Raw genomic sequence first — 25,075 nt, forward strand, 5'->3', positions numbered from 1 at the left:
CCTGCACCAAGCCGCTCTCCGAGGTGACGCCGATCGTCTACCCGAAGCCCGACGGGAAGCTCACCTTCGACCGGCTCTCATCGGTCTACCTGTCGAACACCAACCACGAGGAGGATCAGCCGGCCCACCTCAAGGTGCGGGACATGGGCTTGCAGAAGATCTCCGAGCACGACGTGTTCGGCGGACCGTCGGCCCGCTACTGCCCGGCGGGCGTCTACGAGTGGGTGGAGGATACGGCGGCGTCCGACGGGGTGCGCTACCAGATCAACGCGCAGAACTGCGTTCACTGCAAGACGTGCGATATCAAGGACCCGAACCAGAACATCGACTGGGTGACGCCGGAGGGGCCGGGCGGGCCGAACTACCCGAACATGTGATCCTGCGGCCCGGGCGGGCTCGGGTCCGCGCCATCCTTTCGCCTTGCGGGCATGGCGGGAAGGGTCCAGTGTCCCGCCCCATTCGGCGCCGCCGCGACGGGCCGGCGCCCGCAGGAACCGTGACTGGTGCCCATGACCGACAACCGCGCCCGACGCACCGCCTCGGTGCTCGCCCTGATCCTCGCCGCGGGCGCCCTGCTCGCCGCTCCGGTCGAGGCCGCCCAGCCCCGCGAATCGAGCCCGGTCTCCGACTACGAGCCGGCGGAGTCCCTCGAGGGCAATTTCCTCTCCGCCTACATCGCCGGCGCGTCCCGCGACACCGCGGCGGCGGCGAACTTCTACCGCGAGGCTGTGAAGGCCGACCCGCGCAACACCGAGCTGCTGGAGCGCGCCTTCGTCTCGCTGCTCGCCGACGGTGCGCTGCCGGACGCGTTCCGCGCCGCCGAGCGCCTCGTCAGCCGCGACGGCTCCAACGGGCTGGCGCAGCTCGCCCTCGGCGTCCGTCAGATCAAGGCCGCCCAGTGGCCCGGCGCGCGTCAGAACTTCGCCCGCAGCGGCAAGGGCGCGGCCGCCGACCTCACCGCGACGCTGCTCACCGCCTGGGCCTATGCCGGGGCGGGCGACGGCAAGCGCGCCCTGGAGACCGTGGGCAAGCTCAAGGGCGAGCGCTACTACAACACCTTCCGCGACTATCACGCCGGCCTGATCGCCAGCGTCATCGGCGACCAGGCCGAGGCCGAGCGCCGCCTCAAGGCGGCCTACGACGCCGACCGCAACACGCTGCGCATCGTCGACGCCTACGCCCGCTTCGAGGCCAATGCCGGCCGCACCGACCTCGCCATCCAGGCCTACACCGACTTCGACGCCCTGATGCCGCGCCATCCGATCGTGCGCGAGGCCCTGGACAAGCTGAAGGGCGGCAAGCCGCTCGCCCGCATCATCACCACCGCGCAGGAGGGCGCGGGCGAGGTGCTGTACGGCCTCGGCTCGGCCGGCTCGACGCAGGGGGACGAGCTGCCGGCCGTCGTCTACCTGCGGCTCGCCCTCTACCTCGCCCCCGACCACGCGCTGGCCCGCCTGACGCTGGCCGACACGCTGGACCGGATGAAGCAGCCGGAGCGCGCCAACGAGGCCTACGCCCAGATCCCGGCGACCTCGCCGCTGAAGCTCAACGCCGACATCCAGATCGGCCTGAACCTGGAGCAGGCCGGCAAGGGGGACGAGGCGCTGCAGTACCTCGACGCGGCGATGAAGGCGCACCCGGACGACATCGACGTGATCACGGCGCTCGGCAACGTCCAGCGCTCGCGCAAGAAGTACGAGGAGGCGACCGAGACCTACACGCGCGCCATCGCGCTCATCGGCGACCGTCCGCGGGCGAACTTCTGGACGACCTACTACTTCCGCGGCACGGCCTACGAGCGCGCCAAGCAGTGGCCGAAGGCCGAGGCCGACCTGAAGACCGCCCTCGACCTCGTCCCGGCGAGCCAGCCGGCGGCCCGCGCCCAGGTGCTGAACTATCTCGGCTACTCCTGGGTCGATCAGAAGATCAACATCGACGACGCGTTCAAGCTGCTGAAGCAGGCCGCCGACGCCTCCCCGCGCGACGGCATGATCGTCGACAGCCTCGGCTGGGCCTATTTCCGCCTCGGCCGGTGGGACGACGCGCTGCGCGAGCTGGAAAAGGCCGTCGAGCTGAAGCCCGGCGACCCGACCATCAACGACCATCTCGGCGATGCCTACTGGCGCGCCGGCCGGAGGCTCGAAGGCAAGTTCCAGTGGCAGCACGCCAAGGACCTCAACCCGGAGCCGGACGACCTTGCGGCGATCAACGAGAAGCTGAAGGACGGCTTGGCCGACGCCGACAAGCCGACGGCCACGGCCGAGAACCCGCCGGCCCCGGTCGCCGCGCCCCACAACGCCGAGAATCCGGAACTGCCGAAGGGTGCGCCGGCTCCGAATGAGGCCCCTGGCGCCGCCGACAAGAAGAGCGGCGGATGACCTCGACACATCGAGTGAACCGATCGTCTCGCGCCGGCTGCCTCTCCGTGGCAGCCGGCTTTCGTTTGCGGTACGCCCGCACGGTTCAGCCGGCCTTGATCGATACGAAACCATGGCCCCACTCACCACCCGCGCACCCGCGAAGATCAACCTGACGCTCCACGTCCTCGGGCGCCGCGCGGGCGACGGCTACCACGTGCTGGAGAGCCTCGTCGCCTTCGCCGGCACCGCCGACGCGCTGACGCTGCAACCCGGCGCGAGCCTGTCCCTCACGGTGAGCGGGCCCACCGCCGGGACCGCAGGTCCGACCGGCGACAACCTCGTAATCCGCGCCGCGAGGAACTTGGCCGACCGGGTGCCGGGCCTGCGGCTCGGCAGCTTCGAACTCGGGAAGCGCCTGCCGGTCGCGGCGGGGATCGGCGGCGGCTCGTCGGATGCGGCGGCGGCCCTGCGACTGCTGGCGGAGTTGAACGGCCTGTCCCTCGACCATCCGGCCGTCGTCGCGGCGGCGCGGGCCACCAGCGCCGACGTGCCGGTCTGCCTGGAGCCGCGGGCGCGGATGATGCGCGGCGCGGGCGAGGAGATCGGGCCGGCCCTCCTGCTCGCTCCCTTGCCGGCAGTGCTGATCAATCCCGGCGTGCCCGTGCCGACCGCACCGGTGTTCCGGGCGCTCGGCCTTCAGGTCGGAGAGACGCTGCCCGGCGCAGCACATCCGGAGATCGCCCCCAGAGCGAGGGCCGACGACTTGCTGGCGCAGATCGGGCCGGCGCGCAACGACCTCGAAGCGCCGGCCCTGACGGTGGTGCCGGTGATCGGCACGGCGCTGGACCTGCTGCGCGACCAGGCCGGATGCCGGCTCGCCCGGATGTCGGGTTCGGGCGCGACGGTGTTCGCGGTCTTCGCGGATCGACGTGCGGCCCTGCGGGCGGCGCGGAACGTACGGGCGGCGGAGCCCGGATGGTGGGTCGTGCCGACGTTCCTGCGCTGAGCGCCGGACGGGGATGGCTCGGCCTCAGTGAACCCGCGAGACGCAGAAATCCACGACCTGGAGCAGGGCCGACTTCATCGGCCCGGTGGGGAAGGGCGCGAGCGCGTCGCGGGCGAGCACCCCGTAATCCCGCGCCCGCGCGACGGTGTCCTCCAGGGCGCGGTGGCGGCGCAGGATCGCACGGGCGGTCTCCAGGTCGCCGTCCTCGACCCGGCCCTCCTCCAGGGTGCGCCGCCAGAAGGCGCGCTCCGCGTCGGTGCCGCGACGGACGGCGAGCACGATCGGCAGGGTGATCTTGCCCTCGCGGAAGTCGTCGCCGACGTTCTTGCCCAGCGCCGCGCTGGTGCCGCCGTAATCGAGCACGTCGTCGATGAGCTGGAAGGCGATGCCGAGGTTCATCCCGTAGGCGCGGCAGGCCGCCTGCTCGACCTCGGAGCGCCCGGCCAGCACCGGGCCGACCTCGCAGGCCGCCGCGAACAGCTCCGCGGTCTTGGCGCGGATCACCGCGAGGTACGCGTCCTCGGAGGTGCCGGTGTTCTTGGCCGCGGTGAGCTGCATCACCTCGCCCTCGGCGATGACCGTGGCGGCGGCGGATAGGATGTCCAGCGCCCGCAGGCTCCCGACCTCGACCATCATCCGAAAAGCCTGCCCCAGCAGGAAGTCGCCGACGAGGACGCTCGCCTCGTTGCCCCACTTGATGCGGGCCGCGACCCGGCCGCGGCGCATGTCGCTCTCGTCGACCACATCGTCGTGCAGGAGGGTGGCCGTGTGCATGAACTCGACGCTGGCAGCGAGCTTCACGTCGCCGTCCGCGCCGGAATAGCCGCAAAGCTCGGCGGCGGCCAGGGTGAGGATCGGGCGCAGGCGCTTGCCGCCGGAATCGATCAGGTGGTTGGCCACCTCCGGGATCATCGCCACGTCCGATCCCGTCCGCGACAGGATCTGCGCGTTGACCCGCTCCATGCCGCCGGCCACCAGCGCGATGAGATCCGCCAGACTCGCCTCCGCCTCGGAACGCCCCTCTTCGATGGAAACGACGACACCCAAGGCCCGATGCCTCCAGACCGACTTCGACCGCGCGGGATGAGCGCCACCCCTTCGCACGGGCGTCTTGGCGCCGCAACACGCGCGCGGAAAACCGGATATGGTGCCGGAGACCGTCCTCCCGCACGCGGCGAAAGCGCCGCCCCCTCCCCTGCCACGAACCGGCATGATCGAGCTGATCCGCACCAACGACATCGTCCTGATCGGCTTCGCGCAATCCCTGCTGGAGGTCGCCGCGATCCCGGTCCTCGTCGCCGACACGCACATGAGCCTGATGGAGGGCTCGATCGGTGCCTTCCCCCGCCGCCTGCTGGTGCCGACCGACCATGCCGCGCAGGCGCGGCGCCTGCTGACGGATGCCGGCCTCGCGCACGAACTGCGCGACGTCGGGTAACGGGGATGAACCCGGAGCCGGACCTGTTCCTGGGAGGGCGCCTGCGCCTGTTCCAGCCGCCGCGGGGCGGCCACCGGGCCGGGACGGACGCGGTTCTGCTCGCGCACCTGATCGCGCCCGGGCCGGGCGAGCGCGTGTGCGACGTCGGCGCGGGGACGGGTGCGGTCGGGCTCGCCTGCACCGTCCTCGCCCCGGGATGCCGGGTGGTTCTGGTCGAGCGCGCGCGCGAGGTCGCGGACATGGCGCGCAGGAACGTCGCGCTGAACGGCCTCGCCGACCGGGTCGAGACGATCGAGGCCGACGTGCTGGCATCCGGCGCGGACCGCCGCGCGGCCGGGCTCCTGCCGGATCTGGCCGACATCGTCCTGACCAACCCGCCCTTCTTCGAGCCGGGCCGGCATCGGCCGTCGCCGAACGCGGAGCGGGCGGCCGCGCACGACGTCTCGGCGGGCGGCCTGGACGGGTGGCTGCGCACCTGCACCGACCTGCTGCGGCCGGGGGGACGGCTCGGCCTGATCCACCGGGCGGACGCCCTGCAGGCCTGCCTCGACGGCCTGCGCGGCCGCTTCGGCGCGATCGCGGTCCGGCCCGTGCAGGCCCGCGCGGAGCGGCCGGCGATCCGCATCCTGATCCGCGCGGTCAAGGGCAGCCGGGCACCGCTCGGACTGCTGCCGGCCCTGGTGCTTCAGGATCGGGACGGCCGCTTCACGGCGGAAGCGGAGGCCCTGCATCGGGGCGAGCGCTGGCCTCGAACCGAACCGGCGTGACGCGGTCGGGAAAGCTTGCCGCCGGGACGCCCATCCCCACTTGATGCCCCTGCACGACGACCTCCCGCAGCAGCCGAGTCCCGATGCCCGCAGTCTCCGACGCCGTTCGCGCGCTCCTGCCCGCGAGGTTCCGCAAGAAGCGCCCGCGCGTCGCGGTGGTACGGTTGAACGGGGTCATCGGTGCCGTCTCGCCGCTGCGGTCCGGCCTGTCGATCGCGACGGTGGCGGGCAGCCTGGAGCGCGCGTTCGCCATGCCCGGGCTGGTCGCGGTGGCGATCGTGGTCAACTCGCCCGGCGGCGCGCCGGCGCAGTCGCACCTCATCCACCGCCGCATCCGGTCGCTGGCCGAGGAGAAGTCGCTACCCGTCCTCGCCTTCGTCGAGGATGTCGCGGCGTCCGGCGGCTACATGATCGCCTGCGCTGCCGACGAGATCGTCGCCGACCCGACCTCGGTGGTCGGCTCGATCGGCGTGGTCTCGGCCGGCTTCGGGTTCGACAAGCTGATCGCCCGCATCGGCGTCGAGCGCCGCGTCCACACGCAGGGCGAGGCGAAGGCGATGCTCGACCCGTTCCGGCCCGAGGAACCGGCCGACGTCGAGCGGCTGCTGCGTCTCCAGGCCGACGTGCAGGAGGTGTTCACGGGTCTCGTCACCGCGCGGCGGCCGAACCTGAGGGCCGGCGACAACCTGTTCACGGGGGCGGTCTGGACCGGCCGGCAGGCGCTCGAACTCGGCCTGATCGATGCGATCGGCGACATCCGCACGACGCTGCGCGCCCGGTTCGGCGACACCGTCGATCTCAGGCTGGTGGCGGAGGCGAAGGGCTCGTTCGTCGCCCGCCTCCTGCGCCGCGCGGCGCCGGGCGGAACCGGGGTCGCCGACGGAGTCCTGTCCGCGCTCGAGGAGCGGGCCGCGTGGGCCCGCTACGGGCTGTAGCTCAGCGGGCCGGGCAGGCGAGGCCCGGGGTGGCGTAGCCGCTGCCGTACACGACCCGAACCTTGCGGGTGCAGACCTCGCCCTTGGCCGGCGGCGCGGCGACCGGCGCAACATCGACCGGAGTGACGGCCACCGGCACGGCCAACGTCGACACGCCTTCGGCGGTGGCACGGGCGCTGCTCGCACCCATCACCAGCGGCGTGGCGACGAGGGCGGCTGCGGCGAGAACCGCGAAGACCGTGACGTTCCTGTTGGCGAGCTTGCGCATGACTGGTCTTCCGTAACGTTTCGGCCGGGCGAACGGCCGAGCTTGGCTGGTTGGGCGAATAACTTGGCCGAGGCTTGACAGTTCCGGTTCTCAGCCGGAATTGCGCCGCCATCGGTGCGGGGGCGCACCGATGGTCGCGGCGGCGTCACGGGTCGGTTGCTTGACAGCCGGATGCGCGCTCGTAAACGCTGCCCGGCAGCCTCCCGCCCCTCAAGAAGTTCGCGCATGCCGAGCGATGTCGATCTCGCGCCCAAAACCTCGTTTCAGGGGCTGATCCTGACGCTCCAGCGCTTCTGGGCGGCGAGGGGCTGCGTGATCCTCCAGCCCTACGACATGGAGGTCGGCGCCGGCACCTTTCATCCGGCGACGACGCTCCGGGCCCTCGGGCCGAAGCCGTGGAAGGCCGCCTACGTGCAGCCCTCCCGCCGGCCCAAGGACGGCCGCTACGGCGAGAACCCGAACCGGCTGCAGCACTACTACCAGTTCCAGGTGATCCTGAAGCCGAACCCGCCCGATCTCCAGGAACTCTACCTCGCCTCGCTCGACGCCATCGGGGTCGACGTGACCTTGCACGACATCCGCTTCGTCGAGGACGATTGGGAGAGCCCGACGCTGGGCGCCTGGGGCCTGGGCTGGGAATGCTGGTGCGACGGCATGGAGGTCTCGCAATTCACCTACTTCCAGCAGGTGGCGGGCCTCGAATGCGCGCCGGTGGCCGGCGAGCTGACCTACGGCCTGGAGCGGCTGGCCATGTACGTGCAGGGCGTCGAGAACGTCTACGACCTGAACTTCAACGGCGGCAGCGGCGACGGCAAGGTCACCTACGGCGACGTGTTCCTCCAGGCCGAGCAGGAATACTCGCGCCACAACTTCGAGGCCGCCGACACCGGCATGCTGTTCCGGCAGTTCACCGATGCCGAGGCGGCCTGCCGCAGCTACCTCGACGCGGGCGCGCCGGAGGCCGAGGCCGGCCGCCACCGCATGGTGCAGCCGGCCTACGACCAGTGCATCAAGGCGAGCCACGTCTTCAACCTGCTCGACGCCCGCGGCGTGATCTCGGTGACCGAGCGCCAGAGCTACATCCTGCGGGTGCGCGACTTGGCGAAGGCGTGCGGCGCGGCGTGGCTGCGGACGGAGGCCGGCGGGGCGGCTTGATCCGCCCCTCCGACCTTCGTGGGACGGCCGGTATGCTCGCGCGGATGCCAAGAAACCGTGCCCCTGGGCGGACGCCTATCCATGAGGCAGTGACCCTTTCGCCGCCTGCCGTTTCACGCCATCCTTGATCGGCGCGAAGCGGCGGGATTCGTACCGCCGTGGCGCGCCGGATCTCGCCTCATGCGCGTCGCCCTCGCTACCATCCTGCTCACGCTTCTCGCCGTCCCGGCGCTCGCGCAATCCGCGACCGACCCGGTCGGAACCGTCCAGGCCTTCTACGCCGCCGACGACATCAACGCGGTGCGGTTCTACGCGCGCGGCCTGCGCAGCCTGTACGAGCGCGACCGGAAGCAGGCCCGCGGCGAGGTCGGCCGTCTCGACTTCGCGTTCCACGTCAACGGCCAGGACACCGAGGACAACTGGCGGAAGACGCTGTCGCTGAAGCGTGTGTCGAGCACGGACGACAGAGCCGAGGTGCAGGCGACGTTCCGGAATTTCGCGCCGCAGGACCTGCGCTACGACCTCGTCCGCGAGGGCGGGCGGTGGTTGATCGCTGATGTCCGCTCGCTCAGGAAGGAAACGTGGCGGCTGACGACGATCCTGTCCGCGCCGCTGCGTTGAATCGCGCCAAAGCGTCCGTTCTCGACACGCCCGGCGGGGCTCTCTAACACGGGCGGCGCATCGCCCGCCCGCGGGTCACCCGTTTCCAGCCCCCTCCTCCGCCTGGACGGGGTGCAGGCCGCCCCATGCCCGACCTCCTGCTCGAACTCCGCTCGGAAGAGATCCCGGCCCGCATGCAGCGGCGCGCGGCCGAGGATCTGAAGCGGCTCGTCACCGACGCGCTGGTCGAGCGGGGCTTCCTGTACGAGGGCGCCAGGGCCTTCGCGACCCCGCGCCGCTTGGCGCTGCACGTCGCCGGCCTGCCCGCGCGCGGGAAGACCGTCCGCGAGGAGCGCCGCGGCCCCCGCGTCGGCGCGCCGGACGCGGCCGTGCAGGGCTTCCTCAAGGGCGCGGGGCTCGCGAGCCTCGATCAGGCCGGGACCGTCACCGACCCGAAGAAGGGCGAATTCTACCTCGCGGTGATCGAGCGCCCCGGCCGGGAGACCCTCGACGTGCTGGCCGAGATCCTGCCCGCGGTCATCAAAACCTTTCCCTGGCCGAAATCGATGCGCTGGGGCGCCGCCTCGGCGCAGCCGGGAGCTTTGCGCTGGGTGCGCCCGCTGCAATCGATCGTCGCGACCTTCGGCCCCGAGACCGAGACGCCGGAGGTGGTGCCGTTCTCCGTCGACGGGATCGCTGCCGGCACCACGACCTACGGCCACCGCTTCCTCGCGCCCGACGCGATCGAGGTCCGCCGCTTCGACGACTACGTGCGCGGCCTGGAGCGCGCCAGGGTCGTGCTCGACGCCGACCGCCGCAAGGACATCATCCTGCACGACGCCCGCGACCTCGCCTTCGCCCGCGGCCTCGACCTCGTGGAGGACGACGGCCTGCTGGAGGAGGTGGCGGGGCTGGTCGAGTGGCCGGTGGTGCTGATGGGCACGTTCGATCCAAGCTTCCTCGACATCCCGGCCGAGGCGGTGCGCGCCACCATCCGCGCCAACCAGAAGTGCTTCGTCCTGCGCGAGGCCGGCAGCGAGACGCTGGCGCCGGCCTTCATCCTGGTCTCGAACCTGATCGCCAGCGACGGCGGGCAGGCGATCACAGCCGGCAACGAGCGCGTGGTCCGCGCCCGGCTCTCGGACGCGAAATTCTTCTGGGAGACCGACAAGGCGATCCGGCTCGAAGACCGTCTGCCCAAGCTCGATTCCATCGTCTTCCACGAGAAGCTCGGGACGCAGGGCGAGCGGGTGCAGCGCATCGCGGCGCTCGCACGCGAACTCGCCCCCCTCGTCGGCGCCGACCCGGACTTGGCCCACCGCGCCGCGCGCCTGGCCAAGGCCGACCTCGTCACCGAGATGGTCGGCGAGTTCCCCGAGTTGCAGGGCCTGATGGGCGCCCGCTACGCGGCCTTGCAGGGGGAGCACCCCAGCGTGTGCGCGGCGATCGAGGAGCACTACAAGCCGGTCGGCCCCTCCGACCGCGTCCCGACCGACCCGGTCTCGCTGGCCGTGGCGCTCGCCGACAAGCTCGACACGCTGGTGGGTTTTTGGGCGATCGACGAGAAGCCGACGGGGAGCAAGGACCCTTATGCGCTGCGGCGGGCGGCTTTGGGGGTGATCCGTTTAGTTCAAGACAATCATGTTAGATTGTCGATTTCGTATACATGTCTTCCTTTAATGTTCGCTATTCGAGCCAATAACAATATATCAGGATTGAGCTCGGCCTCTATCAGTGTCATGGACTTATTTATCCGCGACAAAAGATTCGCACCCTCTATCACAGATCAAGGATTCGAGGTTGCGAATAACTTGTTCGGTGCAGTCTTAGCGTCTAGGCATAGTATCGAAAAAGCACTCGGGTCTGAAGGTGTCGAGGCCGCAAATCGCCAATCTCAAAGACTCGTGCTCGATCTAATATCTTTTTTTGCCGACCGCCTCAAAGTCTACCTCCGCGACCAGGGCGCCCGCCACGACCTGATCGACGCCGTCTTCGCGCTGCCCGGCCAGGACGACTTGCTGATGGTCTTCCGCCGCGTCGAGGCGTTGGGGCACTTCCTCGACACCGAGGACGGAAAGAACCTGCTCGCCGGGGTGAAGCGCGCGTCGAACATCCTGCGCATCGAGGAGAAGCGGGACGGCCGCGCCTACGATTCGGAGCCCGACGCGGCCCTCGCCAAGGACGGCCAGCCCGAGGAGCGAGCGCTCGCCGAGGCGCTGGCCGCAGCGCGGGGGGACGCCTCCGCGGCGGTGGCGGCGGAGGATTTTTCCGGCGCGATGCGGGCGCTGTCGCGGCTGCGCGCCCCGGTCGACGCGTTCTTCGAGCACGTCACCGTCAACGCCGACGACCCGGGCCTGCGCGCCAACCGCCTCGCGCTGCTGAACGCTCTGCGCGCCGCCACCCGCGAGGTCGCGGACTTCTCGCTGATCGTAGGGTGAGTCGCGGGTCCCTTCTCCCAGGGGGAGAAGGACAGGATGAGGGGCGTGACTTGTCCGGACAACGCACGCCCCTCACCCCAGCCCTTTCCCCCTGGGAGAGGGAGTCGGATGGCGCTATCACTCGGCGATGGTCTCTCAGATCGCCCGCGCCCAGAAACTGCGTCGCGATCAGACCCGTGCCGAAGCCAAGCTTTGGCGCGTCCTTCGGAACCGGCAACTGAACGGCTGGAAGTTCCGGCGACAATGCCCGATCGATCGCTACGTCGCTGACTTCGCCTGTGTGGAAGCGAACCTCGTCGTCGAGGTCGATGGCGCCACCCATTCCACGGAGGAAGAGCTTGCGTGGGATCGGCAGCGCACCGGAACGATCGAGAGTTGCGGCTTCGCGATCCTGCGCATCGCCAACGCGGAGATCTTCGAAAACCTCGACGACGTCCGCGAGACCATCCTGGCCGCGATCGAACGCCGGCCCGTCGTCTGACGCAGGCCCTCAGAACCACCCCTTGATCCGGAAGACCACGATGGGCACCACGGCGCTCACCAGGATCAGCGTGAGGGCGTAGGGGTAGCCGTAGGCCCAGTCGAGCTCGGGCATCGCCTTGAAGTTCATGCCGTACATCGAGGCGATGAGCGTCGGGGGCACGCCGACCACCGAGACGACGGTGAGAACGCGGAAGACGTTGTTCTGCTCGATGTTGATGAGGCCGAGCGCGGCGTCGAGGAGGAACTGCACGTTCTCCGACAGGCGCGTCTCGAACTCGTCGAGCGACTCGATGTCCCGGCGGATGGTCTCGAAGCGGGCATCGGTCTCCTCCTGGCCGAGGAGATGCTCGCAGGCGCCGGCCACGAACGGCACGAGGCGCTCCAGCCCGAGCAGGCTCGCGCGGATCTTGCCCAGCACCTTCCCCCGGCGGGCGATGCCGCGCAGGATGCGCTTGAGCGCGATGTCGCGGCGCCGGGGCGCGGCGGCCTCGCCGGATTTCGCAGGCCGCGCGCGCACGTCGAAGTCGAAGATGCGGGTCGAGAGGCTGTCGAGCTCGGCGCCCATGTCCTCCAGCGCGTCGGCGAGGCTGTCGACCAGTTCCTCCGTCAGCAGCAGGAACACGTCGATGCCGGTGGCCGCCGCCTCGCCGTCGTCGATCCGCTTGCGCACCTCGGAAAAGGCCCGCAGTTCGTGGAAGCGCACGGTGACGAGGTGCCGGCCGGTCAGGACGAAGCCCAGCGGTTTCAGGACCGAGTCGTTACGCTCGAAGGTGATCATCGGCGTGGAGAGCGACAGGCCGCCCTTCAGCCGGCGCAGGCGGCTCGAACTCTCCACCTCGGACAGCGCCTTTCGCGACGGGACGCGCAGGCCCGTGGCGGCCTCGACGGACTGGGCCTCCTCCGGGGTCGGGTTGTTCAGGTCGATCCAGACGGTCTGCGCCGGAACGCCCGCGCCGGCGCCGGTGTCGCTCGGCGCGAGCGCGCCCTCGGGACCGTGCAGACTGAGCATGGAGCGGATGTCCGTGGGCGGGCGTCGGCGGAAACCGTCGCGCATCCGTCGTCGCGGGGTGCGACAGACTTGACTCGCGAAGAGCCCGCGGCTATTCCGCCGGCAACCTTGGCACTCGCTCTCGCAGAGTGCTAACGGCCAGGGTTGGACGCGGGCTTCCGCGGCATCAACGCCGTTTCCGAATTTCAATCAAGAGGGCAGCTCATGAAGTTCCGTCCGCTGCACGACCGGGTCGTCGTCCGCCGCATCGAAGGCGAAGAGAAGACCAAGGGCGGCATCATCATCCCGGACACCGCCAAGGAGAAGCCGCAGGAGGGCGAGATCATCGCCGTCGGCCCCGGCGCCCGCGACGAGGCCGGCCGCATCAACGCGTTGGATGTCAAGGCCGGCGACCGCGTCCTGTTCGGCAAGTGGTCCGGCACCGAGGTCAAGATCGACGGTCAGGACCTCCTGATCATGAAGGAATCCGACATCATGGGCGTCGTCGCCTAAAGCATCGTCGGACGCCTCCACCGCCCTTCGAGGCCGAGCCGGCCTTGGGGCGCATTCCCCAACGAAAAGGACTTTAGCCCATGGCAGCGAAAGACGTTCGTTTCTCCTCCGACGCGCGCGACAAGATGCTCCGCGGCGTCGACATCCTCGCAGATGCCGTCAAGGTGACGCTCGGCCCCAAGGGCCGCAACGTCGTCATCGAGAAGAGCTTCGGCGCGCCGCGCATCACCAAGGACGGCGTCACCGTCGCCAAGGAGATCGAGCTCAAGGACAAGTTCGAGAACATGGGCGCGCAGATGCTGCGCGAAGTGGCCTCGAAGACCAACGACATCGCCGGTGACGGCACCACGACGGCCACGGTGCTCGCCCAGGCGATCGTCCGCGAGGGCGCCAAGTACGTCGCCGCCGGGATGAACCCGATGGACCTCAAGCGCGGCATCGACCTCGCCACCGCCGCCGCGGTGAAGGACATCATCGCCCGCGCCAAGAAGGTCGCCTCGTCCGAGGAGGTCGCCCAGGTCGGCACGATCTCGTCGAACGGCGACAAGGAAATCGGCGAGATGATCGCCCACGCCATGCAGAAGGTCGGCAACGAGGGCGTCATCACCGTCGAGGAGGCCAAGACCGCCGAGACCGAGCTCGACGTCGTCGAGGGCATGCAGTTCGACCGCGGCTACCTCTCGCCGTACTTCATCACCAACGCGGAGAAGATGGTCGCCGAGCTCGAGGACCCCTACATCCTCATCCACGAGAAGAAGCTCTCTTCCCTTCAGGCGATGCTCCCTGTCCTTGAGGCCGTGGTGCAGACCGGCAAGCCGCTGGTCATCATCGCCGAGGACATCGAGGGCGAGGCGCTCGCCACCCTCGTGGTGAACAAGCTGCGCGGCGGCCTCAAGGTCGCGGCCGTCAAGGCTCCGGGCTTCGGCGACCGCCGCAAGGCGATGCTCGAAGACATCGCGATCCTGACGCAAGGCCAGATGATCGCCGAGGACCTCGGGATCAAGCTCGAGAACGTCACCCTCCCGATGCTCGGCCGCGCCAAGCGCATCCGCATCGAGAAGGAGACCACCACGATCATCGACGGCTCGGGCGAGAAGGCCGACATCGAGGCCCGCGTCGGGCAGATCAAGGCGCAGATCGAGGAGACCACCTCGGACTACGACAAGGAGAAGCTCCAGGAGCGTCTGGCCAAGCTCGCGGGCGGCGTCGCGGTGATCCGCGTCGGCGGCGCGACCGAGGTCGAGGTCAAGGAGAAGAAGGACCGCGTCGACGACGCGCTCAACGCCACCCGCGCGGCGGTGGAAGAGGGCATCGTGCCGGGCGGCGGCGTCGCCCTGCTGCTCGCCCGCGTCGCCGTCCGCGAGGTCCACAGCGACAACCCGGACGTCCAGGCCGGGATCAAGATCGTGCTGAAGGCGCTCGAAGCCCCGATCCGTCAGATCGCGGCGAACTCCGGCGTCGAGGGCTCGATCGTGGTCGGCAAGATCTCCGATCACGGCGGCGGAACCTACGGCTTCAACGCCCAGACGGAAGAGTACGTCGACATGATCCAGGCCGGCATCGTCGACCCGGCCAAGGTCGTGCGCACCGCCCTCCAGGACGCGGCCTCGGTCGCCGGCCTGCTGGTGACCACCGAGGCGATGATCGCCGACGCGCCGAAGAAGGAGTCCGGCGGCGGCATGCCCGGCGGCGGCGGCGGCATGGGCGGCATGGGCGGCGGCATGGACTTCTAGGTCCGCGCCACCCTCGAAGGACTGGGAGAGGGGTCGCCGCGAGGCGGCCCCTTTCGTCGTCGCGGCGACCGGCTCTCCGATGGAGCCCGGACGCCGAGACCTGTCGGCCGCCATCGAACGCGCGAGCGCAGGTCCGCCCGGGACGCGAACAGCTACGCTAAGCCCTCGGCCAGTCCGTTCCCGACGCCGTCTGCAACGCCTGCCCTTCTCCGAACGCGGCGGGCATCATCCCTTCTTCTTCCGCCCTTTCGGGGCCGGCGCGTCGTGGTCCTTGCCGTCCCAGGTGGCGGCGAAGGGGCGGCTCGCCAGCGCCCGGCCGGCCTTGGGCTTCGTCTCGGCCGCGGGTGTCGCGGCCTTGGCCGCCTTCGCCTTCTCGACGGGCTCGTCGTCCGACGCGAGGCCGCCGAGCCGGTGGCGATACCACGCGGCGGAACCGGTTTTCAGGTCCGGGTGGTGCTTGTCGAGGCGCGTGACCACGCCCTTGGCCTCCGCCTCGGTCAGCCCGTCGACGATGAGCGCGAAGGTTTCCCCGCCGAGGATGTCGCGGATGCGGCGCAGGGCCGGCAGCGGCAGCGTCTTCGCCTTGAGCTGCTTGACCACCAGGGTGCGGCCGGTCTTGGCCACCTCGGCGCGGATGTCCGGGAAGGCGTCCGGGGTGGCGGCCAGCGCCTTGAGGACCGCGTACCCGTCGACGTCAAGAGCCATGGAGAATCCCCTTCACTTCCTCGACGAGCGGAATCAGCACGTTCGAGACATGGACACCGTATTTGGCCGAAAACGTCGGCGAAACGTCGCTCGGAACCAGGGCGTCGGCGAGCGCCGCCGCCTGCGGAACGCGCGTGCGCAGCAACTTGAACCCGGCATCCTCCGCCTCGGCCTCCGCGCTCAGGCGCTCCAGCGTCTCCCGATGCTGCCGGACCTGATGCTGGTAGCGGGTGACGAGGACGTGGGGCGCGCTCTTCGGGGCGAGCCGGCTGCCCTGCTTGGACGAGCGTCGCCAGATCGTCTCCACGAAGGCGTTCAGCCCGTAGGTGGACAGGAAGTCCGGAATGGAGGTGACGAGCACGAGGTCGGCGCCACGCACCGCGATCTCGGTCATCGGCGAGATGCCCGGCGCGCAGTCGAGGAGGATGTAGTCGTAGGTCTCCGCCAGCGGCACGAAGTCGTCCTGGAACACCTTCCAGAGCTGACCCTCGATGGCGTGCATCGAGTACTTCTGACCCGTCAGTTCGTAGATGATCTCCCGCTCGACCATGCGCAGGTACGGACCGGACGGCAGCAGCGACAGGGCGAGCGGCTCGCCCTTGTGCGTCGTCAGGCTGACCTGCCCGTGGATGCGGGCGGCGAGCGCGGGCTTCTGCTTGTTGATCAGCTTCAGCGCGAGGTAAGCCTCCAGCGTCCGGCCCTTCTCAATCATCTCGGCAAGGAGTTCGTCGCCCGCCAAGCACACCGAGACGCTGGCCTGCGGATCGAGATCGACGACGAGCACCTTCGCGCCGTCCGCGGCGAGCGCCTCGGCCAGCATCACCACCGTCGTGGTCTTGCCGACCCCGCCCTTCATGTTGGCGACCGCGATCAGCTTGCCCGTCATCCGCGCACGTTCCTCACGGCCGCCTCCAGCTTGGTCCGGTGCGCCACCGACAGACGGGATTCGAGGAACCCGTCGATCACCGCGGGAAGCGTCGGCCGGCGCCTCGGATCGATCAGGATCTCGCCCGTCCCCGGGCGCTTCGGATCGCGCATCCGGATCAGGCCGATCCCGTGCGCCTCGCACTGCGCCTCGATCTCGGCGAGCCGCGCCTCGGCCTTCGATCCCTCCGGCAGGTGCCAGACGAGGTGGCCGAAATGGGTGAAGCGCGTCTGCGCCAGGGCCTCGTGCACGGCCTGAACCGTACCGCCGCTCTCCGTCTTCAGCTCGAAGGCGTGCACGTCCACCTGCGCGCCGGGAAGGAGCCGGAAGCGCATGGCCGAGACCAGGATGAAGTCCGGCCGCGACCATTGCCCGGACCATTGCCCCCTGCCGATCGTCGAGGTGTCCTGGACGAGGCAGAGCGCGTCGCCGAGGTCGAGGCCTTCGCGGAACGGGCCTTCGAGGTAGGCCTTGAGCGGGCTCATCAGCCGAGCCTCGGCCCAGGCCTCGACACCCACCTCGCCGGCCGCATCGGCGGACGGAACGTCCGGGGCCGGCGGCTCCGTCGCAAGGAAGACCTGACCGCCCTGGCCGCGCAGGCGTCCGATCCGGCGCTCTGACAGCAGCCGGTCGCGGGCTGAGAAATACGCGTCCGCCGCGATCGGCCGCTCGCAGGCGCGTCCGAGCATCGCACGCATCACCCGGTTGAGGACCGGCGTGCCGTCCGTCGGCAGCAGGGCGAGGAGACGGGCGTCGAGGCTGTCCGGTACGGATGTCGGCATGCGGATGCGGCGTCTGCCGGCATTGCAAGATCGTGACGGCCGGCGTGCGGTGCTGAACCTACCGTCGCGTTTCGCGCTGGCAAGCATGGTACGCGGCATCACGGGATTTGCGTGCTCGCGCGTCGCCGCATCCGTCACCGGGACCTATGGTAAGATCAGGCGCGGAAGGACGATCAGCCCGCCCGGCGGCCGCAGCGGACATAGGCGGAGATGCCCTTGCCGCTGGTCCAGGTCAGGCGGTCGCCGTCGACCACGAGGCGGACCTGGGAGGACCAGCGGTGGCCGCGGTCGCTGCAATCGGCGGCCATGACCCATCCCTTGCCGCTGCGGCGCCCGTCGCGGAAGTTGCAGATCGTACGACCGGCGCTGGCGCGCTCGGGCGTGATGATCGCCGGGATGTAGCCGCGGCGGCGCGAGCGGGCGCCGCACGCCGCCTCGTTCGGTCCCCAGGTCCCGACGTAGTCGGCGCGCTCCGCCCGCGGCGCAGGTACAGCAGGAGCGCTTGCAGGAGGGGCGGTTGCAGGAGCGTTCAGGGCGGCCGGCGCGGGCACCGTGGCCGATCCCTGCGGTGCACCCGTGGCATCGGCCGCCGCGCGTCGTGTCGCGACCGGCGGCGGATCGGGGTCGTGCGGTGCCGGCTGTCCGCCGGCCGGAGCCGAAGCGGGCGGTGGCGCGAGGCGCGGGAAGCCGACGACGGGGTCGGCCTGCGCACCGGACGCGGGGCGGAAGGGCATGTCTTCGCTGAGGAACACGGCGCTGTAGCCGAACAGGGTGCCCCAGCCCGCCGCGAGGGCGAGGAACAACGCGATCCACCGCTTCGAGCCGTCGCGGCCTTCGCCGCCGCCCGTCCCGGCCGGGATCGCGTCGAGCCCCATCGCCATCGCCATCGACGCCTCCCTGCGCAGGCCGCGCTCAGCGGCCGAAGATGCCCTTCAGGAACTGCGCGGTGCGGTTGCGCTTCTTCTTGCGCGCGAGCTCGGCCGCATCCTTCAGCCACGCCACCTGCACCACCCGGCGCTCACCCTCGAACGGCTCGTGGCCGTGCCAGGAATTGTCGGCGCGCAGGAACGCGAACATCGTGCCCATCGTCGGCGGCACCTCGACGGCGAAGGGCGCGTAGTTCTTGCCGTCGTAGAGCACCCGCAGGCGGCCGGCGGCCGGGGCATCCCAGGCGTCGTTCATGTAGACCAGGAGCGTCAGCACCTTCGACGGGCCGTCGGTGTGGATCGAGCCGTACTTCGGCTGGCTGCGCTTCATGATCGTCGTCAGGCGCGGGCACGCGACGAGGTCGATCCCGAACTTGTCGCCGAGGATCTTCGAGAACGCGTCGCTCTCCAACTCGTCGATCAGCGCCTTGAACCGGCCCTTCAGCGCCACCTCGTCGACGGTGAGGTAGCCGGGCTTGGCAATGTCGGGGAAATCGGCGCGGATCGCCGCGATCGCGTCGCCTCTCAGCACGTTCTCGGCCAGGGCGTAGGCGTAGGGCTCGCGGCTGAGCGGCGCGGCGCGCACCGCGGCGACATCGAGGATCGAGAGGCCGGACATCGGTCGATCTCCTGAACGGAACCTGGTTACGGTGCGCCCGGCCGGACTTTCATCCCTGATGAACGAAGTCTTAACCGTTCCGGCGGGGCTGGGAATCCCTTAACGGTCCGAATGCGGCAAGCTGGCGGCGGGTGGGTCTCTCGTGTGACACCGGCCGGCGTGACATTCGCGCCCTGGCGGGCGCATCCGGAAACTGCCATGCTTGCCGTCACTCTCGTACGCGTTGCCGAGCGCCCGACCCCCCAACGATGAGACGCCTCGTCACGGCCCTCCTGATCGGCCTCGCAGCGGGGCCCGCACCGGCGCAGATCCGCTCCGCGATGCCGCGCATGACCTGCGCGGACGCGATGGATCTGGTGAAGCGCGGCGGGGAGGTGGTGGTCGCCCTGGGCGGCCCCAAGCCCGAGCGCATCGTGCGGGACCGCAGCTTCTGCGACTTCTCGGAGATCGCCGAGCTGCGCTTCGTCCCGACCCGCGACAACCCGGAATGCCCGATCGGCTATCGCTGCCGCGAGCCGGGTTTCGAGGAGTGGAACTGGTAGCGGTGCCTCCGCCGTGCTTGGCGGGGACCGCCCGGCGCGTGGGCCTGACGGGCCCGGCTGCGCCGGCGCCACGATCTCGCCACGAGCCGGGATCACTGCCGCGCCAACGGTCCTCGGATGAGACCGATCGTAACCTCGAGATCCCGGGAGACGCGCGTGGCCGCACTTCGAAGCGGGCTCGGCTGGCAGGCCGTGCTGACGGCCCTCGTCGCCCTCGTCCTGCTGGCGGCGCCGGGCGTGCCCTCCCCGCCCCTCTACGTGTCGCTCGCCGGCCTCGCGATGGCGGGCATCCTGCTGGCCTCGGCCAACCTCTCGGCCTACCTGAAGGTCTTCGTCTCGGTCTACGGGATCGGTTTCCTGTTCCTGGCCGGCGCCAAGGCGCTCGCGGAGATGGGCCTGCTGCCGCCGAGCCTGGCGGCGCTCCTGCCGCCGGCCTTCGCCGCCACCGGCGCGGTCGTCTTCGCCGCCCTCGTGCTCGGCATCTCCTACCTCCAGCCGATCCGCGCGATCACGCTCATCGCCGATCCCTACTTCGCCAGCCGCGAGGCGCCGACGCCTGAGATCGGCCCGTTCCGGTTCTTCGGCGACACCGAGGGCAAGGTCGGGCAGCGGCTCGTCGCGCTCTCGATCTTCATCACCTTCGCCCAGGTGGCCCTGCAACTGCGCCTGAACTTCTGGTTCCGCGACCTGTTCAACGCGCTGCAGGAGTACGACGCCGCCGCGTTCTGGTACCAGCTCGTGTGGATCTTCGCGCCGCTCGCCACGGTCTGGGTCGTGGTCGGCATGGTCGACACCTTCGTCGACGCCGCGCTGCACCTGCGCTGGCGGACGTGGCTGACGCGCAGCTTCTACGAGCGCTGGCTCGACGGCGGCACGCACTACCGCATCCCGTTCACCGGCGAGCACGCCGACAACCCGGACCAGCGCATCCAGAGCGACGTCAACCTGTTCATCTCGCAGACGACGACGCTCTCGATCCGCCTGCTGTCGCAGGCGGCGACCCTGGTCTCGTTCATGGTCATCCTGTGGGGGCTGTCGCGCGACTTCGTGCTGCCGTTCACCGATACCGTCGTCCCGGGCTTCCTGGTGTGGCTGGTCGTCGGCTACGCGCTCATCGGCACGTGGCTGACCCACCTGATCGGCCGACCCTTGATCGGGCTCGACTTCCGGCAGGAGAAGGTCGAGGCCGACTTCCGCTTCTCGCTCGCCCGAAGCAGGATCTACTCGGAACAGATCGCGCTGCTGCGCGGCGAGCGCGCCGAGAACGTGCGGCTCAAGAGCCTGTTCGGGCAGATCATCGACAACTACCTCGGCATCATCTACCGGCGGATCAAGCTCGGCAGCTTCACCCTGTCCTACAGCCAGATCAGCGTGGTCTTCCCCTACATCCTCGCGGCACCGAGCTACTTCCTGAAGAAGATCACGCTCGGCCAGTTCCAGCAGACGGGGGACGCCTTCTCCAGCGTGCAGTCCTCGCTGTCGTTCTTCATCAACTCCTACGTGACGATCGCCGCCTACAAGGCCAACACCAACCGTCTCGCCTCGTTCAAGCGGGCGATGACCCTGGCCGAGGCGTTCTCCGCCGCGACGGACGGCCTCGTGCAGGGCAACGCCACCGGGTCCGACGTGACCGGCACCGGCCTGACGCTCGGCCTGCCGGACGGACGCACGATCGTGACGACCGACACCCTCGCCCTGCGCAAGGGCGCGGCGACGCTCGTCACGGGTCCGTCCGGCTCGGGCAAGTCGACGCTGTTTCGCGCGATCGCCGGCATCTGGCCGTTCGGCAAGGGCCGGATCGACGTGCCGGCGGGACAATCGGCCCTGGTCCTGCCGCAGCGGCCCTACATCCCGCTGGGCACCCTGCGCGGCGCCGTGGTCTATCCCAACACCGTCGACCAGTTCCCGGACGCGGCGATCCGCGAGGCGCTGGTCGCGGCGCAATTGCCCGCGCTCGTCGATCGCCTCGACGAGGTCGATGCCTGGGACCAGCGCCTGTCCGGCGGCGAGCAGCAGCGGCTCGCCATCGCCCGCGCCGTTCTGGCCAAGCCCGAGTGGCTGTTCCTCGACGAGTCGACCGCGGCGCTAGACGAGGCGAGCGAGGCCGGCATCTACCGGATGCTGCGCGAGCGCCTTCCCGGCACGACCATCGTCTCGATCGGCCACCGCTCCACCCTGCACGAGCACCACCAGCGCCGGATCGACATGCAGACCGCCGGCCAAGGCCGCTTCAATCCGCGCGAATTGCGGGAGGCGCTGCCGGCGGCGTGACGCGTGGCCGGGACGATCGATCCGCCGCCGGCCGGCGGACCGACTTAGGACATCGGGCGCAGCAGGGCCGGGACGAATCGGGTGGATGGGTTGCCGATTCGGAATGGATAAGGAACCGGCCTGCGACAGTGACGTTTTTCCGGGACTTCAAGAAACTTCGGAGAAACGCATGACCAAGATCACGACACTCGCCGGTGCCGCCACCTTCGTCCTGATGTCGTCTGCCGCCTTCGCGGCGCCGTGCTCGACCGGGGCCACCGTGACGCCCAGCAAGGATGCGAGCACGGCCTCCACGGTCGATCCGGGCGCGACGGCCAAGACCACCCCGGGAGCCAAGAGCGAGTCGCCGGGCACCGTGGGTGCCATGAACAACGCCGGCTCGGCGGCGAGCACGGCCACGTCGCCCGGCGATGTGCAGAAGCAATCCGAGGGAAAGCCCACGGCCGCTCAGATGGCCAAGGGCGGCGACGACTGTTGATCGCCTGAAGTCCCGCGTCCCACGCCAAGGCCCGCCCGGCTCCGCCGTGGCGGGCCTTTTCGTGCCTCACGCCATCCGCAGCGCGAATGCCGCCTCCGCCGACCGGCGGATTGCCGCGCGGCCGGGCGGACCGGATTTCGCCATCCCGCTTCCGCCCACGCAGAGCACCGCGTCGATCGCGAGCGATCCGGCGCGGTGGCCTCGGCGACGCCGCCGGTCGGGCGGAGCCGGACCTGACCGAAGGGGGCTGACAGGGCCTTCAGCGTCCTGATCCCGAGGCCCCGGCCGGGAAGAACCCGAAGCGGACGAGGCCGTGATCGAGGCCGCGCATGATGTCGGCGGCGTTGGCCGCTCCCGGCAGGTGGGGGAGCGATGGGCCGACGGCATGACGTTGCGGGCGGTGACGATGACGGTGTTCATCGCCCGGGCCATGGCCTTGCCTTCGGACGCCGCGAAGCCCCTGACGTCCCCTCCCTGTCCATGAGCGCCGGCCGCCGCCGGTCCGTCCCCCTGGGCCGGGTCCGGCACGGCAGCGCCTCAGTACTGCCAGAAGATCCGCTGGAGTTCCCTGGTGTCGCTGGTCTTGGTGAGGGCGACCGCGGCCAGGATCTTCGCCTTCTGCGGGTTGAGGTCGTGCGAGACGACCCAGTCGTAGGTGTCGTCGGGCTGCTCGGCGTTGCGCAGGACGAAGCCGTCGGGCACGCGCGCGGAGCGGATGACCAGCGTGCCCTTCGCGCGGATGTCCTTGAGCGTGTCGACGAGGTAGCCGGGCACTGAACCGTTGCCGGTGCCGGCGTTGACGATCGCCTTGGCGCCCGCATCCACGGCCGCCTTGTAGGCGCCGGGGAACATGTTGCCCGAGCCGTAGACGATGGCCACGAGCGGCAGGGCCTCGATCGCGTCGATGTCGAACTCGGAGCTGCTGCCGTGGCGCTTGTCGAGGGTGCGGAAGAAGTAGGTCTTGCCCTCGACCACCATGCCGAGCGAGCCCCACTGGCTGAAGAAGGCGCTCGGCACGATGTTCGTCCGCTTGGTCGCGTCGCGGCCGGACTGGATCTGATCGTTCATCGTGACCATCACGCCCCTGCCCACCGCGTCCCGGCTCGCCGCGACCGAGACCGCGTCGAGCAGGTTCAGGGCACCGTCCGCCGAGATCGCGGTCGAGGGCCGCATCGAGCCGACCACCACGATCGGCTTGTCGGTCTTGACCACGAGGTTGAGGAACATCGAGGTTTCCTCCAGCGTGTCCGTGCCGTGGGTGACGACCACGCCGTCGACGTCGCTCTGCTTGACCAGTTGCGAGACGCGCTTGGCGAGCTGGACGAGATGCGCGTCGGTGAAGCTCTCCGAGGCGATCTGGAAGACCTGCTCGCCGCGGACGTTGGCGATGACGGACATCTGCGGAACCGCCGCGATCAATTGCTCGACGCCGACCTTGGCCGCCTTGTAGGTGGCGCTGTTGGCCGCATCCGCCCCCGCGCCGGCGATGGTGCCGCCGGTTGCCAGGATCACGACGTTCGGCTTGCCGACCCGGGCCTCCACCGCCGCGTCGGACATCTCGCGCGCGGAGACCGCGCCGGCGGCGAGCGGCAGGGCCGCTAGGACGAGGGCCGCGAGCGCGCCGCGCCGGCTGGATCTGACTGGAAGCATCGACAATCCTTCGAGGAGCGCCGCGGTGCCGCAGCCGGCTGTCATGGTAGGCGGGTTGCCGAGCGAGGCAAGAAGAAGGCTCCGACCGTGCGCCGCGTTCCCAACGGATCGTTCGAGGAGCTTGGGCGTTACCTTTGGTGGTATTCCATGAAAAGGCGCCGGCCATGCTCGATCTTGCCAGTCTCGCCGACGAGCTGCAGCGCAACGCCCCGGCGCGGGCGGCCATGAGCCTGATCGAGACCGCGCTGGCGCGGCGCACGCCTGAGGAGCAGGGCGCGTTCTGGCGGGCGATCGACCTGTACTACGTCGCGCGCAAGGCGCCGGGGGCGGAGCCTGGAACCGACGAGGCCGCCCTGGGCGTGCAGGCAGTCGCCGCCATGGCCTGACCGAGCCGTCATTCGCGCGGATGATCGGCGAGCGGTGGTACGGACGGCGGGACGCGAACGAACGGCCTCGCAGCCGCGGGATTTTAGAGCGCTCTCCGTCGAATTGGACGCCGGTTCGGCTTAAGAGAACGCTTGAAAACAAAGACTTAGAGCCGTGCCTGATTGCAACGCGATCGGGCACGGCTCTCAGTCTCGTTTTTTCCAAACGAAGCAATGTTCACGAACGCTTGTCGAGGCGAGGGCATCTTTCTAGAAGGCCCATGCCATGGGGGGCCTTGCATCTGCTCGACCGAGGTTCAGGAGACCACGATCTCTGGCGCGAATCGTTGCGACGACGGTTGCAGTCGAGGTCGGGAACCTCGTCATTGAGAACGACGACGTGCTTGCCTCCATCCCCGAGGACCTCGTGCCCAGCCCGTGAGAGCATCCTCTCGAAGACCCTGGCGGTCGGCGACTGCACCCAGACTTGTCGGCGCGCCGTGTTGGACGGGGATGGCCTGGACCTCACCATGGCCCTGGGAGACTGCCGCGCGAAGGGCGGGCCCTTCCTTCGGCGATCATGGACGACGCTGACGCGGATTCAAGCCGCGAGCGGGTGGCGATCCGGACCGGGCGACGACGTGTCCGGGCCCACACGGGGGCCGGTTCAGCGCCGCCCCTTGTCCGACGCCTGGGGCTTGGCGGGCGGCATCCGCGCGGCCTCGGTCGGGATGACCGTGCCGGCGCTCGTCCAGTGGCAGATCGCGGTCCCCTGCAGGGCGACGCAGTCGTAGGCTTGGCCGCCGAGCGCCACGTGGTCGGACAGCGCCGACACCCGGTCCCGGCCGATCGCGACGCAGCCGAGGTGATCGGCCTTCGGGTCGGCGAGCCGGGCGGCGGCTGCGGCCTGATCCGGGGTCTCGCGGCGCAGGAGCCGGTAGTTCGCCAGCGACGGGCAGCCGATCACCAGGACCGACGCCGGTCCCTGGACGGTGAGCGCGGGCTTCTGCGAAGGCCGCGCCGGCTGCTGCGCGAGGGCCGGGGCGGCGGCGAGGACCGCGAGGAGGACGAGACGCATGCCGCCTCCTACCACGGGTCCGCGCACCGCCGATGACGCTCCGGCAGGAG

27 protein-coding genes and 1 pseudogene are annotated in these 25,075 nt (G+C 70.0%); 17 read left to right on the forward strand and 11 right to left on the reverse strand.

Annotated elements, in window-relative coordinates; translation table 11 throughout:
• The 3 genes from ACFE8Y_RS09730 to ACFE8Y_RS09740 form a co-directional block, all read left to right on the forward strand.
• On the forward strand, positions 1–377 hold a 377-nt coding region (locus ACFE8Y_RS09730; protein WP_375464186.1), incomplete at its 5' end, for a 4Fe-4S dicluster domain-containing protein.
• 132 nt (positions 378–509) lie between these two features.
• Positions 510–2,378, forward strand: coding sequence for a tetratricopeptide repeat protein (locus ACFE8Y_RS09735; RefSeq protein ID WP_375464216.1), 1,869 nt, complete (start codon positions 510–512; stop codon positions 2,376–2,378).
• 112 nt (positions 2,379–2,490) lie between these two features.
• Complete coding sequence (locus ACFE8Y_RS09740; RefSeq protein WP_375464187.1) at positions 2,491–3,366, forward strand: 4-(cytidine 5'-diphospho)-2-C-methyl-D-erythritol kinase; 876 nt, start codon at positions 2,491–2,493, stop codon at positions 3,364–3,366.
• 24 nt (positions 3,367–3,390) lie between these two features.
• Here ACFE8Y_RS09740 and ACFE8Y_RS09745 read toward each other — a convergent pair whose 3' ends face one another.
• The gene (locus ACFE8Y_RS09745) at positions 3,391–4,413 is read right to left on the reverse strand and encodes a polyprenyl synthetase family protein (RefSeq protein ID WP_375464188.1); all 1,023 of its coding nucleotides are present in this window, start codon (positions 4,411–4,413) and stop codon (positions 3,391–3,393) included.
• Positions 4,414–4,576: 163 nt separating this feature from the next.
• Between ACFE8Y_RS09745 and ACFE8Y_RS09750 the strand changes: the two genes are divergently transcribed.
• The 3 genes from ACFE8Y_RS09750 (at position 4,577) to ACFE8Y_RS09760 (ending at position 6,506) form a co-directional block, all read left to right on the forward strand.
• Positions 4,577–4,804, forward strand: coding sequence for a DUF2007 domain-containing protein (locus ACFE8Y_RS09750; protein WP_375464189.1), 228 nt, complete (start codon positions 4,577–4,579; stop codon positions 4,802–4,804).
• A gap of 5 nt (positions 4,805–4,809) precedes the next feature.
• Complete coding sequence (locus tag ACFE8Y_RS09755) at positions 4,810–5,571, forward strand: tRNA1(Val) (adenine(37)-N6)-methyltransferase (protein WP_375464190.1); 762 nt, start codon at positions 4,810–4,812, stop codon at positions 5,569–5,571.
• Positions 5,572–5,654: 83 nt separating this feature from the next.
• Positions 5,655–6,506, forward strand: coding sequence for a S49 family peptidase (locus tag ACFE8Y_RS09760; RefSeq protein WP_375464191.1), 852 nt, complete (start codon positions 5,655–5,657; stop codon positions 6,504–6,506).
• Between the two features lies 1 nt (position 6,507).
• Here the strand turns inward: ACFE8Y_RS09760 and ACFE8Y_RS09765 are convergent, their stop codons facing one another.
• Positions 6,508–6,774, reverse strand: coding sequence for a hypothetical protein (locus ACFE8Y_RS09765; RefSeq protein WP_375464192.1), 267 nt, complete (start codon positions 6,772–6,774; stop codon positions 6,508–6,510).
• Between the two features lie 225 nt (positions 6,775–6,999).
• Here ACFE8Y_RS09765 and ACFE8Y_RS09770 point away from each other — a divergent pair, with 225 nt between their 5' ends.
• From ACFE8Y_RS09770 to ACFE8Y_RS09785, 4 genes are all read left to right on the forward strand, one after another.
• A complete protein-coding gene (locus tag ACFE8Y_RS09770; protein ID WP_375464193.1) occupies positions 7,000–7,929 on the forward strand; it encodes a glycine--tRNA ligase subunit alpha in 930 nt (309 codons plus the stop codon).
• A 180-nt stretch (positions 7,930–8,109) separates the two neighbouring features.
• Positions 8,110–8,550: a DUF3828 domain-containing protein gene (locus ACFE8Y_RS09775; RefSeq protein WP_375464194.1), complete on the forward strand. Its 441-nt coding sequence runs from the start codon at positions 8,110–8,112 to the stop codon at positions 8,548–8,550.
• A gap of 173 nt (positions 8,551–8,723) precedes the next feature.
• Positions 8,724–10,967, forward strand: coding sequence for a glycine--tRNA ligase subunit beta (gene glyS, locus ACFE8Y_RS09780; protein ID WP_375464217.1), 2,244 nt, complete (start codon positions 8,724–8,726; stop codon positions 10,965–10,967).
• 127 nt (positions 10,968–11,094) lie between these two features.
• On the forward strand, positions 11,095–11,448 hold the full coding sequence (locus tag ACFE8Y_RS09785; protein WP_375464195.1) for an endonuclease domain-containing protein: 354 nt from the start codon (positions 11,095–11,097) through the stop codon (positions 11,446–11,448).
• Positions 11,449–11,457: 9 nt separating this feature from the next.
• Here ACFE8Y_RS09785 and ACFE8Y_RS09790 read toward each other — a convergent pair whose 3' ends face one another.
• On the reverse strand, positions 11,458–12,459 hold the full coding sequence (locus ACFE8Y_RS09790) for a magnesium transporter CorA family protein (protein ID WP_375464196.1): 1,002 nt from the start codon (positions 12,457–12,459) through the stop codon (positions 11,458–11,460).
• Between the two features lie 204 nt (positions 12,460–12,663).
• Here ACFE8Y_RS09790 and groES point away from each other — a divergent pair, with 204 nt between their 5' ends.
• Together groES and groL are read left to right on the forward strand one after the other, a co-directional pair.
• Entirely contained in the window at positions 12,664–12,951 is a 288-nt protein-coding gene (groES, locus tag ACFE8Y_RS09795; protein ID WP_375464197.1) for a co-chaperone GroES, read from the forward strand.
• An 80-nt stretch (positions 12,952–13,031) separates the two neighbouring features.
• Complete coding sequence (gene groL, locus ACFE8Y_RS09800) at positions 13,032–14,684, forward strand: chaperonin GroEL (RefSeq protein WP_375464198.1); 1,653 nt, start codon at positions 13,032–13,034, stop codon at positions 14,682–14,684.
• Positions 14,685–14,909: 225 nt separating this feature from the next.
• Here the strand turns inward: groL and ACFE8Y_RS09805 are convergent, their stop codons facing one another.
• The 5 genes from ACFE8Y_RS09805 to ACFE8Y_RS09825 form a co-directional block, all read right to left on the reverse strand.
• On the reverse strand, positions 14,910–15,389 hold the full coding sequence (locus tag ACFE8Y_RS09805; RefSeq protein ID WP_375464199.1) for a hypothetical protein: 480 nt from the start codon (positions 15,387–15,389) through the stop codon (positions 14,910–14,912).
• Positions 15,379–16,275, reverse strand: a complete 897-nt coding sequence (locus ACFE8Y_RS09810; protein ID WP_375464200.1) for a ParA family protein — start codon at positions 16,273–16,275, stop codon at positions 15,379–15,381. Before ACFE8Y_RS09810 ends, ACFE8Y_RS09805 begins: the two co-directional genes overlap by 11 nt.
• Complete coding sequence (locus ACFE8Y_RS09815; protein ID WP_375464201.1) at positions 16,272–17,096, reverse strand: hypothetical protein; 825 nt, start codon at positions 17,094–17,096, stop codon at positions 16,272–16,274. Before ACFE8Y_RS09815 ends, ACFE8Y_RS09810 begins: the two co-directional genes overlap by 4 nt.
• A 173-nt stretch (positions 17,097–17,269) precedes the next feature.
• A complete protein-coding gene (locus tag ACFE8Y_RS09820; protein WP_375464202.1) occupies positions 17,270–17,983 on the reverse strand; it encodes a peptidase inhibitor family I36 protein in 714 nt (237 codons plus the stop codon).
• A gap of 25 nt (positions 17,984–18,008) precedes the next feature.
• Positions 18,009–18,641, reverse strand: a complete 633-nt coding sequence (locus ACFE8Y_RS09825; protein ID WP_375464203.1) for a 2OG-Fe(II) oxygenase — start codon at positions 18,639–18,641, stop codon at positions 18,009–18,011.
• Positions 18,642–18,889: 248 nt separating this feature from the next.
• On the opposite strand from ACFE8Y_RS09825, the gene ACFE8Y_RS09830 reads away from it, so the two are divergent.
• The 3 genes from ACFE8Y_RS09830 (at position 18,890) to ACFE8Y_RS09840 (ending at position 21,932) form a co-directional block, all read left to right on the forward strand.
• Entirely contained in the window at positions 18,890–19,183 is a 294-nt protein-coding gene (locus ACFE8Y_RS09830; RefSeq protein WP_375464204.1) for a hypothetical protein, read from the forward strand.
• A gap of 156 nt (positions 19,184–19,339) precedes the next feature.
• A complete protein-coding gene (locus tag ACFE8Y_RS09835; protein ID WP_375464205.1) occupies positions 19,340–21,454 on the forward strand; it encodes an ABC transporter ATP-binding protein/permease in 2,115 nt (704 codons plus the stop codon).
• 169 nt (positions 21,455–21,623) lie between these two features.
• Positions 21,624–21,932 carry a hypothetical protein gene (locus tag ACFE8Y_RS09840; protein WP_375464206.1) on the forward strand — a complete coding sequence of 103 codons (309 nt, stop codon included), beginning with the start codon at positions 21,624–21,626 and terminating at the stop codon, positions 21,930–21,932.
• A gap of 66 nt (positions 21,933–21,998) precedes the next feature.
• Here the strand turns inward: ACFE8Y_RS09840 and ACFE8Y_RS09845 are convergent.
• Positions 21,999–22,299 (reverse strand): annotated as a pseudogene (locus ACFE8Y_RS09845) (2-dehydro-3-deoxyphosphogluconate aldolase); the annotation flags it as partial.
• Between ACFE8Y_RS09845 and ACFE8Y_RS09850 the strand changes: the two are divergent.
• The gene (locus ACFE8Y_RS09850; protein ID WP_375464207.1) at positions 22,246–22,416 is read left to right on the forward strand and encodes a hypothetical protein; all 171 of its coding nucleotides are present in this window, start codon (positions 22,246–22,248) and stop codon (positions 22,414–22,416) included. The pseudogene ACFE8Y_RS09845 and the gene ACFE8Y_RS09850 sit on opposite strands and share 54 nt — an antisense overlap.
• Positions 22,417–22,469: 53 nt before the next feature.
• Here the strand turns inward: ACFE8Y_RS09850 and ACFE8Y_RS09855 are convergent, their stop codons facing one another.
• On the reverse strand, positions 22,470–23,582 hold the full coding sequence (locus tag ACFE8Y_RS09855) for a type II asparaginase (RefSeq protein ID WP_375464208.1): 1,113 nt from the start codon (positions 23,580–23,582) through the stop codon (positions 22,470–22,472).
• 164 nt (positions 23,583–23,746) lie between these two features.
• Here ACFE8Y_RS09855 and ACFE8Y_RS09860 point away from each other — a divergent pair, with 164 nt between their 5' ends.
• Complete coding sequence (locus tag ACFE8Y_RS09860) at positions 23,747–23,968, forward strand: hypothetical protein (protein WP_375464209.1); 222 nt, start codon at positions 23,747–23,749, stop codon at positions 23,966–23,968.
• Positions 23,969–24,614: 646 nt separating this feature from the next.
• On the opposite strand, the gene ACFE8Y_RS09865 is transcribed toward ACFE8Y_RS09860, so the two are convergent.
• Entirely contained in the window at positions 24,615–25,025 is a 411-nt protein-coding gene (locus ACFE8Y_RS09865; protein WP_375464210.1) for a hypothetical protein, read from the reverse strand.
• Between the last annotated feature and the right edge of the window lie 50 nt (positions 25,026–25,075).

Origin of the sequence: uncultured Methylobacterium sp. (assembly GCF_964242245.1) — a bacterium.
In the GTDB taxonomy this organism is placed as follows: Bacteria; Pseudomonadota; Alphaproteobacteria; order Rhizobiales; family Beijerinckiaceae; genus Methylobacterium.

Coding starts and splice junctions, on each gene's coding strand:
- ACFE8Y_RS09740 (WP_375464187.1), top strand. CDS start 2,491: ATGGCCCCACTCACCACCCGCGCACCCGCGAAGATCAACCTGACGCTC.
- ACFE8Y_RS09820 (WP_375464202.1), bottom strand. CDS start 17,983: ATGGCGATGGCGATGGGGCTCGACGCGATCCCGGCCGGGACGGGCGGC.
- ACFE8Y_RS09765 (WP_375464192.1), bottom strand. CDS start 6,774: ATGCGCAAGCTCGCCAACAGGAACGTCACGGTCTTCGCGGTTCTCGCC.
- ACFE8Y_RS09825 (WP_375464203.1), bottom strand. CDS start 18,641: ATGTCCGGCCTCTCGATCCTCGATGTCGCCGCGGTGCGCGCCGCGCCG.
- ACFE8Y_RS09815 (WP_375464201.1), bottom strand. CDS start 17,096: ATGCCGACATCCGTACCGGACAGCCTCGACGCCCGTCTCCTCGCCCTG.
- glyS (WP_375464217.1), top strand. CDS start 8,724: ATGCAGCGGCGCGCGGCCGAGGATCTGAAGCGGCTCGTCACCGACGCG.
- ACFE8Y_RS09840 (WP_375464206.1), top strand. CDS start 21,624: ATGACCAAGATCACGACACTCGCCGGTGCCGCCACCTTCGTCCTGATG.
- ACFE8Y_RS09775 (WP_375464194.1), top strand. CDS start 8,110: ATGCGCGTCGCCCTCGCTACCATCCTGCTCACGCTTCTCGCCGTCCCG.
- ACFE8Y_RS09830 (WP_375464204.1), top strand. CDS start 18,890: ATGAGACGCCTCGTCACGGCCCTCCTGATCGGCCTCGCAGCGGGGCCC.
- ACFE8Y_RS09810 (WP_375464200.1), bottom strand. CDS start 16,275: ATGACGGGCAAGCTGATCGCGGTCGCCAACATGAAGGGCGGGGTCGGC.
- ACFE8Y_RS09750 (WP_375464189.1), top strand. CDS start 4,577: ATGATCGAGCTGATCCGCACCAACGACATCGTCCTGATCGGCTTCGCG.
- ACFE8Y_RS09865 (WP_375464210.1), bottom strand. CDS start 25,025: ATGCGTCTCGTCCTCCTCGCGGTCCTCGCCGCCGCCCCGGCCCTCGCG.
- groL (WP_375464198.1), top strand. CDS start 13,032: ATGGCAGCGAAAGACGTTCGTTTCTCCTCCGACGCGCGCGACAAGATG.
- groES (WP_375464197.1), top strand. CDS start 12,664: ATGAAGTTCCGTCCGCTGCACGACCGGGTCGTCGTCCGCCGCATCGAA.
- ACFE8Y_RS09805 (WP_375464199.1), bottom strand. CDS start 15,389: ATGGCTCTTGACGTCGACGGGTACGCGGTCCTCAAGGCGCTGGCCGCC.
- ACFE8Y_RS09855 (WP_375464208.1), bottom strand. CDS start 23,582: ATGCTTCCAGTCAGATCCAGCCGGCGCGGCGCGCTCGCGGCCCTCGTC.
- ACFE8Y_RS09755 (WP_375464190.1), top strand. CDS start 4,810: ATGAACCCGGAGCCGGACCTGTTCCTGGGAGGGCGCCTGCGCCTGTTC.
- ACFE8Y_RS09790 (WP_375464196.1), bottom strand. CDS start 12,459: ATGCTCAGTCTGCACGGTCCCGAGGGCGCGCTCGCGCCGAGCGACACC.
- ACFE8Y_RS09860 (WP_375464209.1), top strand. CDS start 23,747: ATGCTCGATCTTGCCAGTCTCGCCGACGAGCTGCAGCGCAACGCCCCG.
- ACFE8Y_RS09785 (WP_375464195.1), top strand. CDS start 11,095: ATGGTCTCTCAGATCGCCCGCGCCCAGAAACTGCGTCGCGATCAGACC.
- ACFE8Y_RS09735 (WP_375464216.1), top strand. CDS start 510: ATGACCGACAACCGCGCCCGACGCACCGCCTCGGTGCTCGCCCTGATC.
- ACFE8Y_RS09770 (WP_375464193.1), top strand. CDS start 7,000: ATGCCGAGCGATGTCGATCTCGCGCCCAAAACCTCGTTTCAGGGGCTG.
- ACFE8Y_RS09760 (WP_375464191.1), top strand. CDS start 5,655: ATGCCCGCAGTCTCCGACGCCGTTCGCGCGCTCCTGCCCGCGAGGTTC.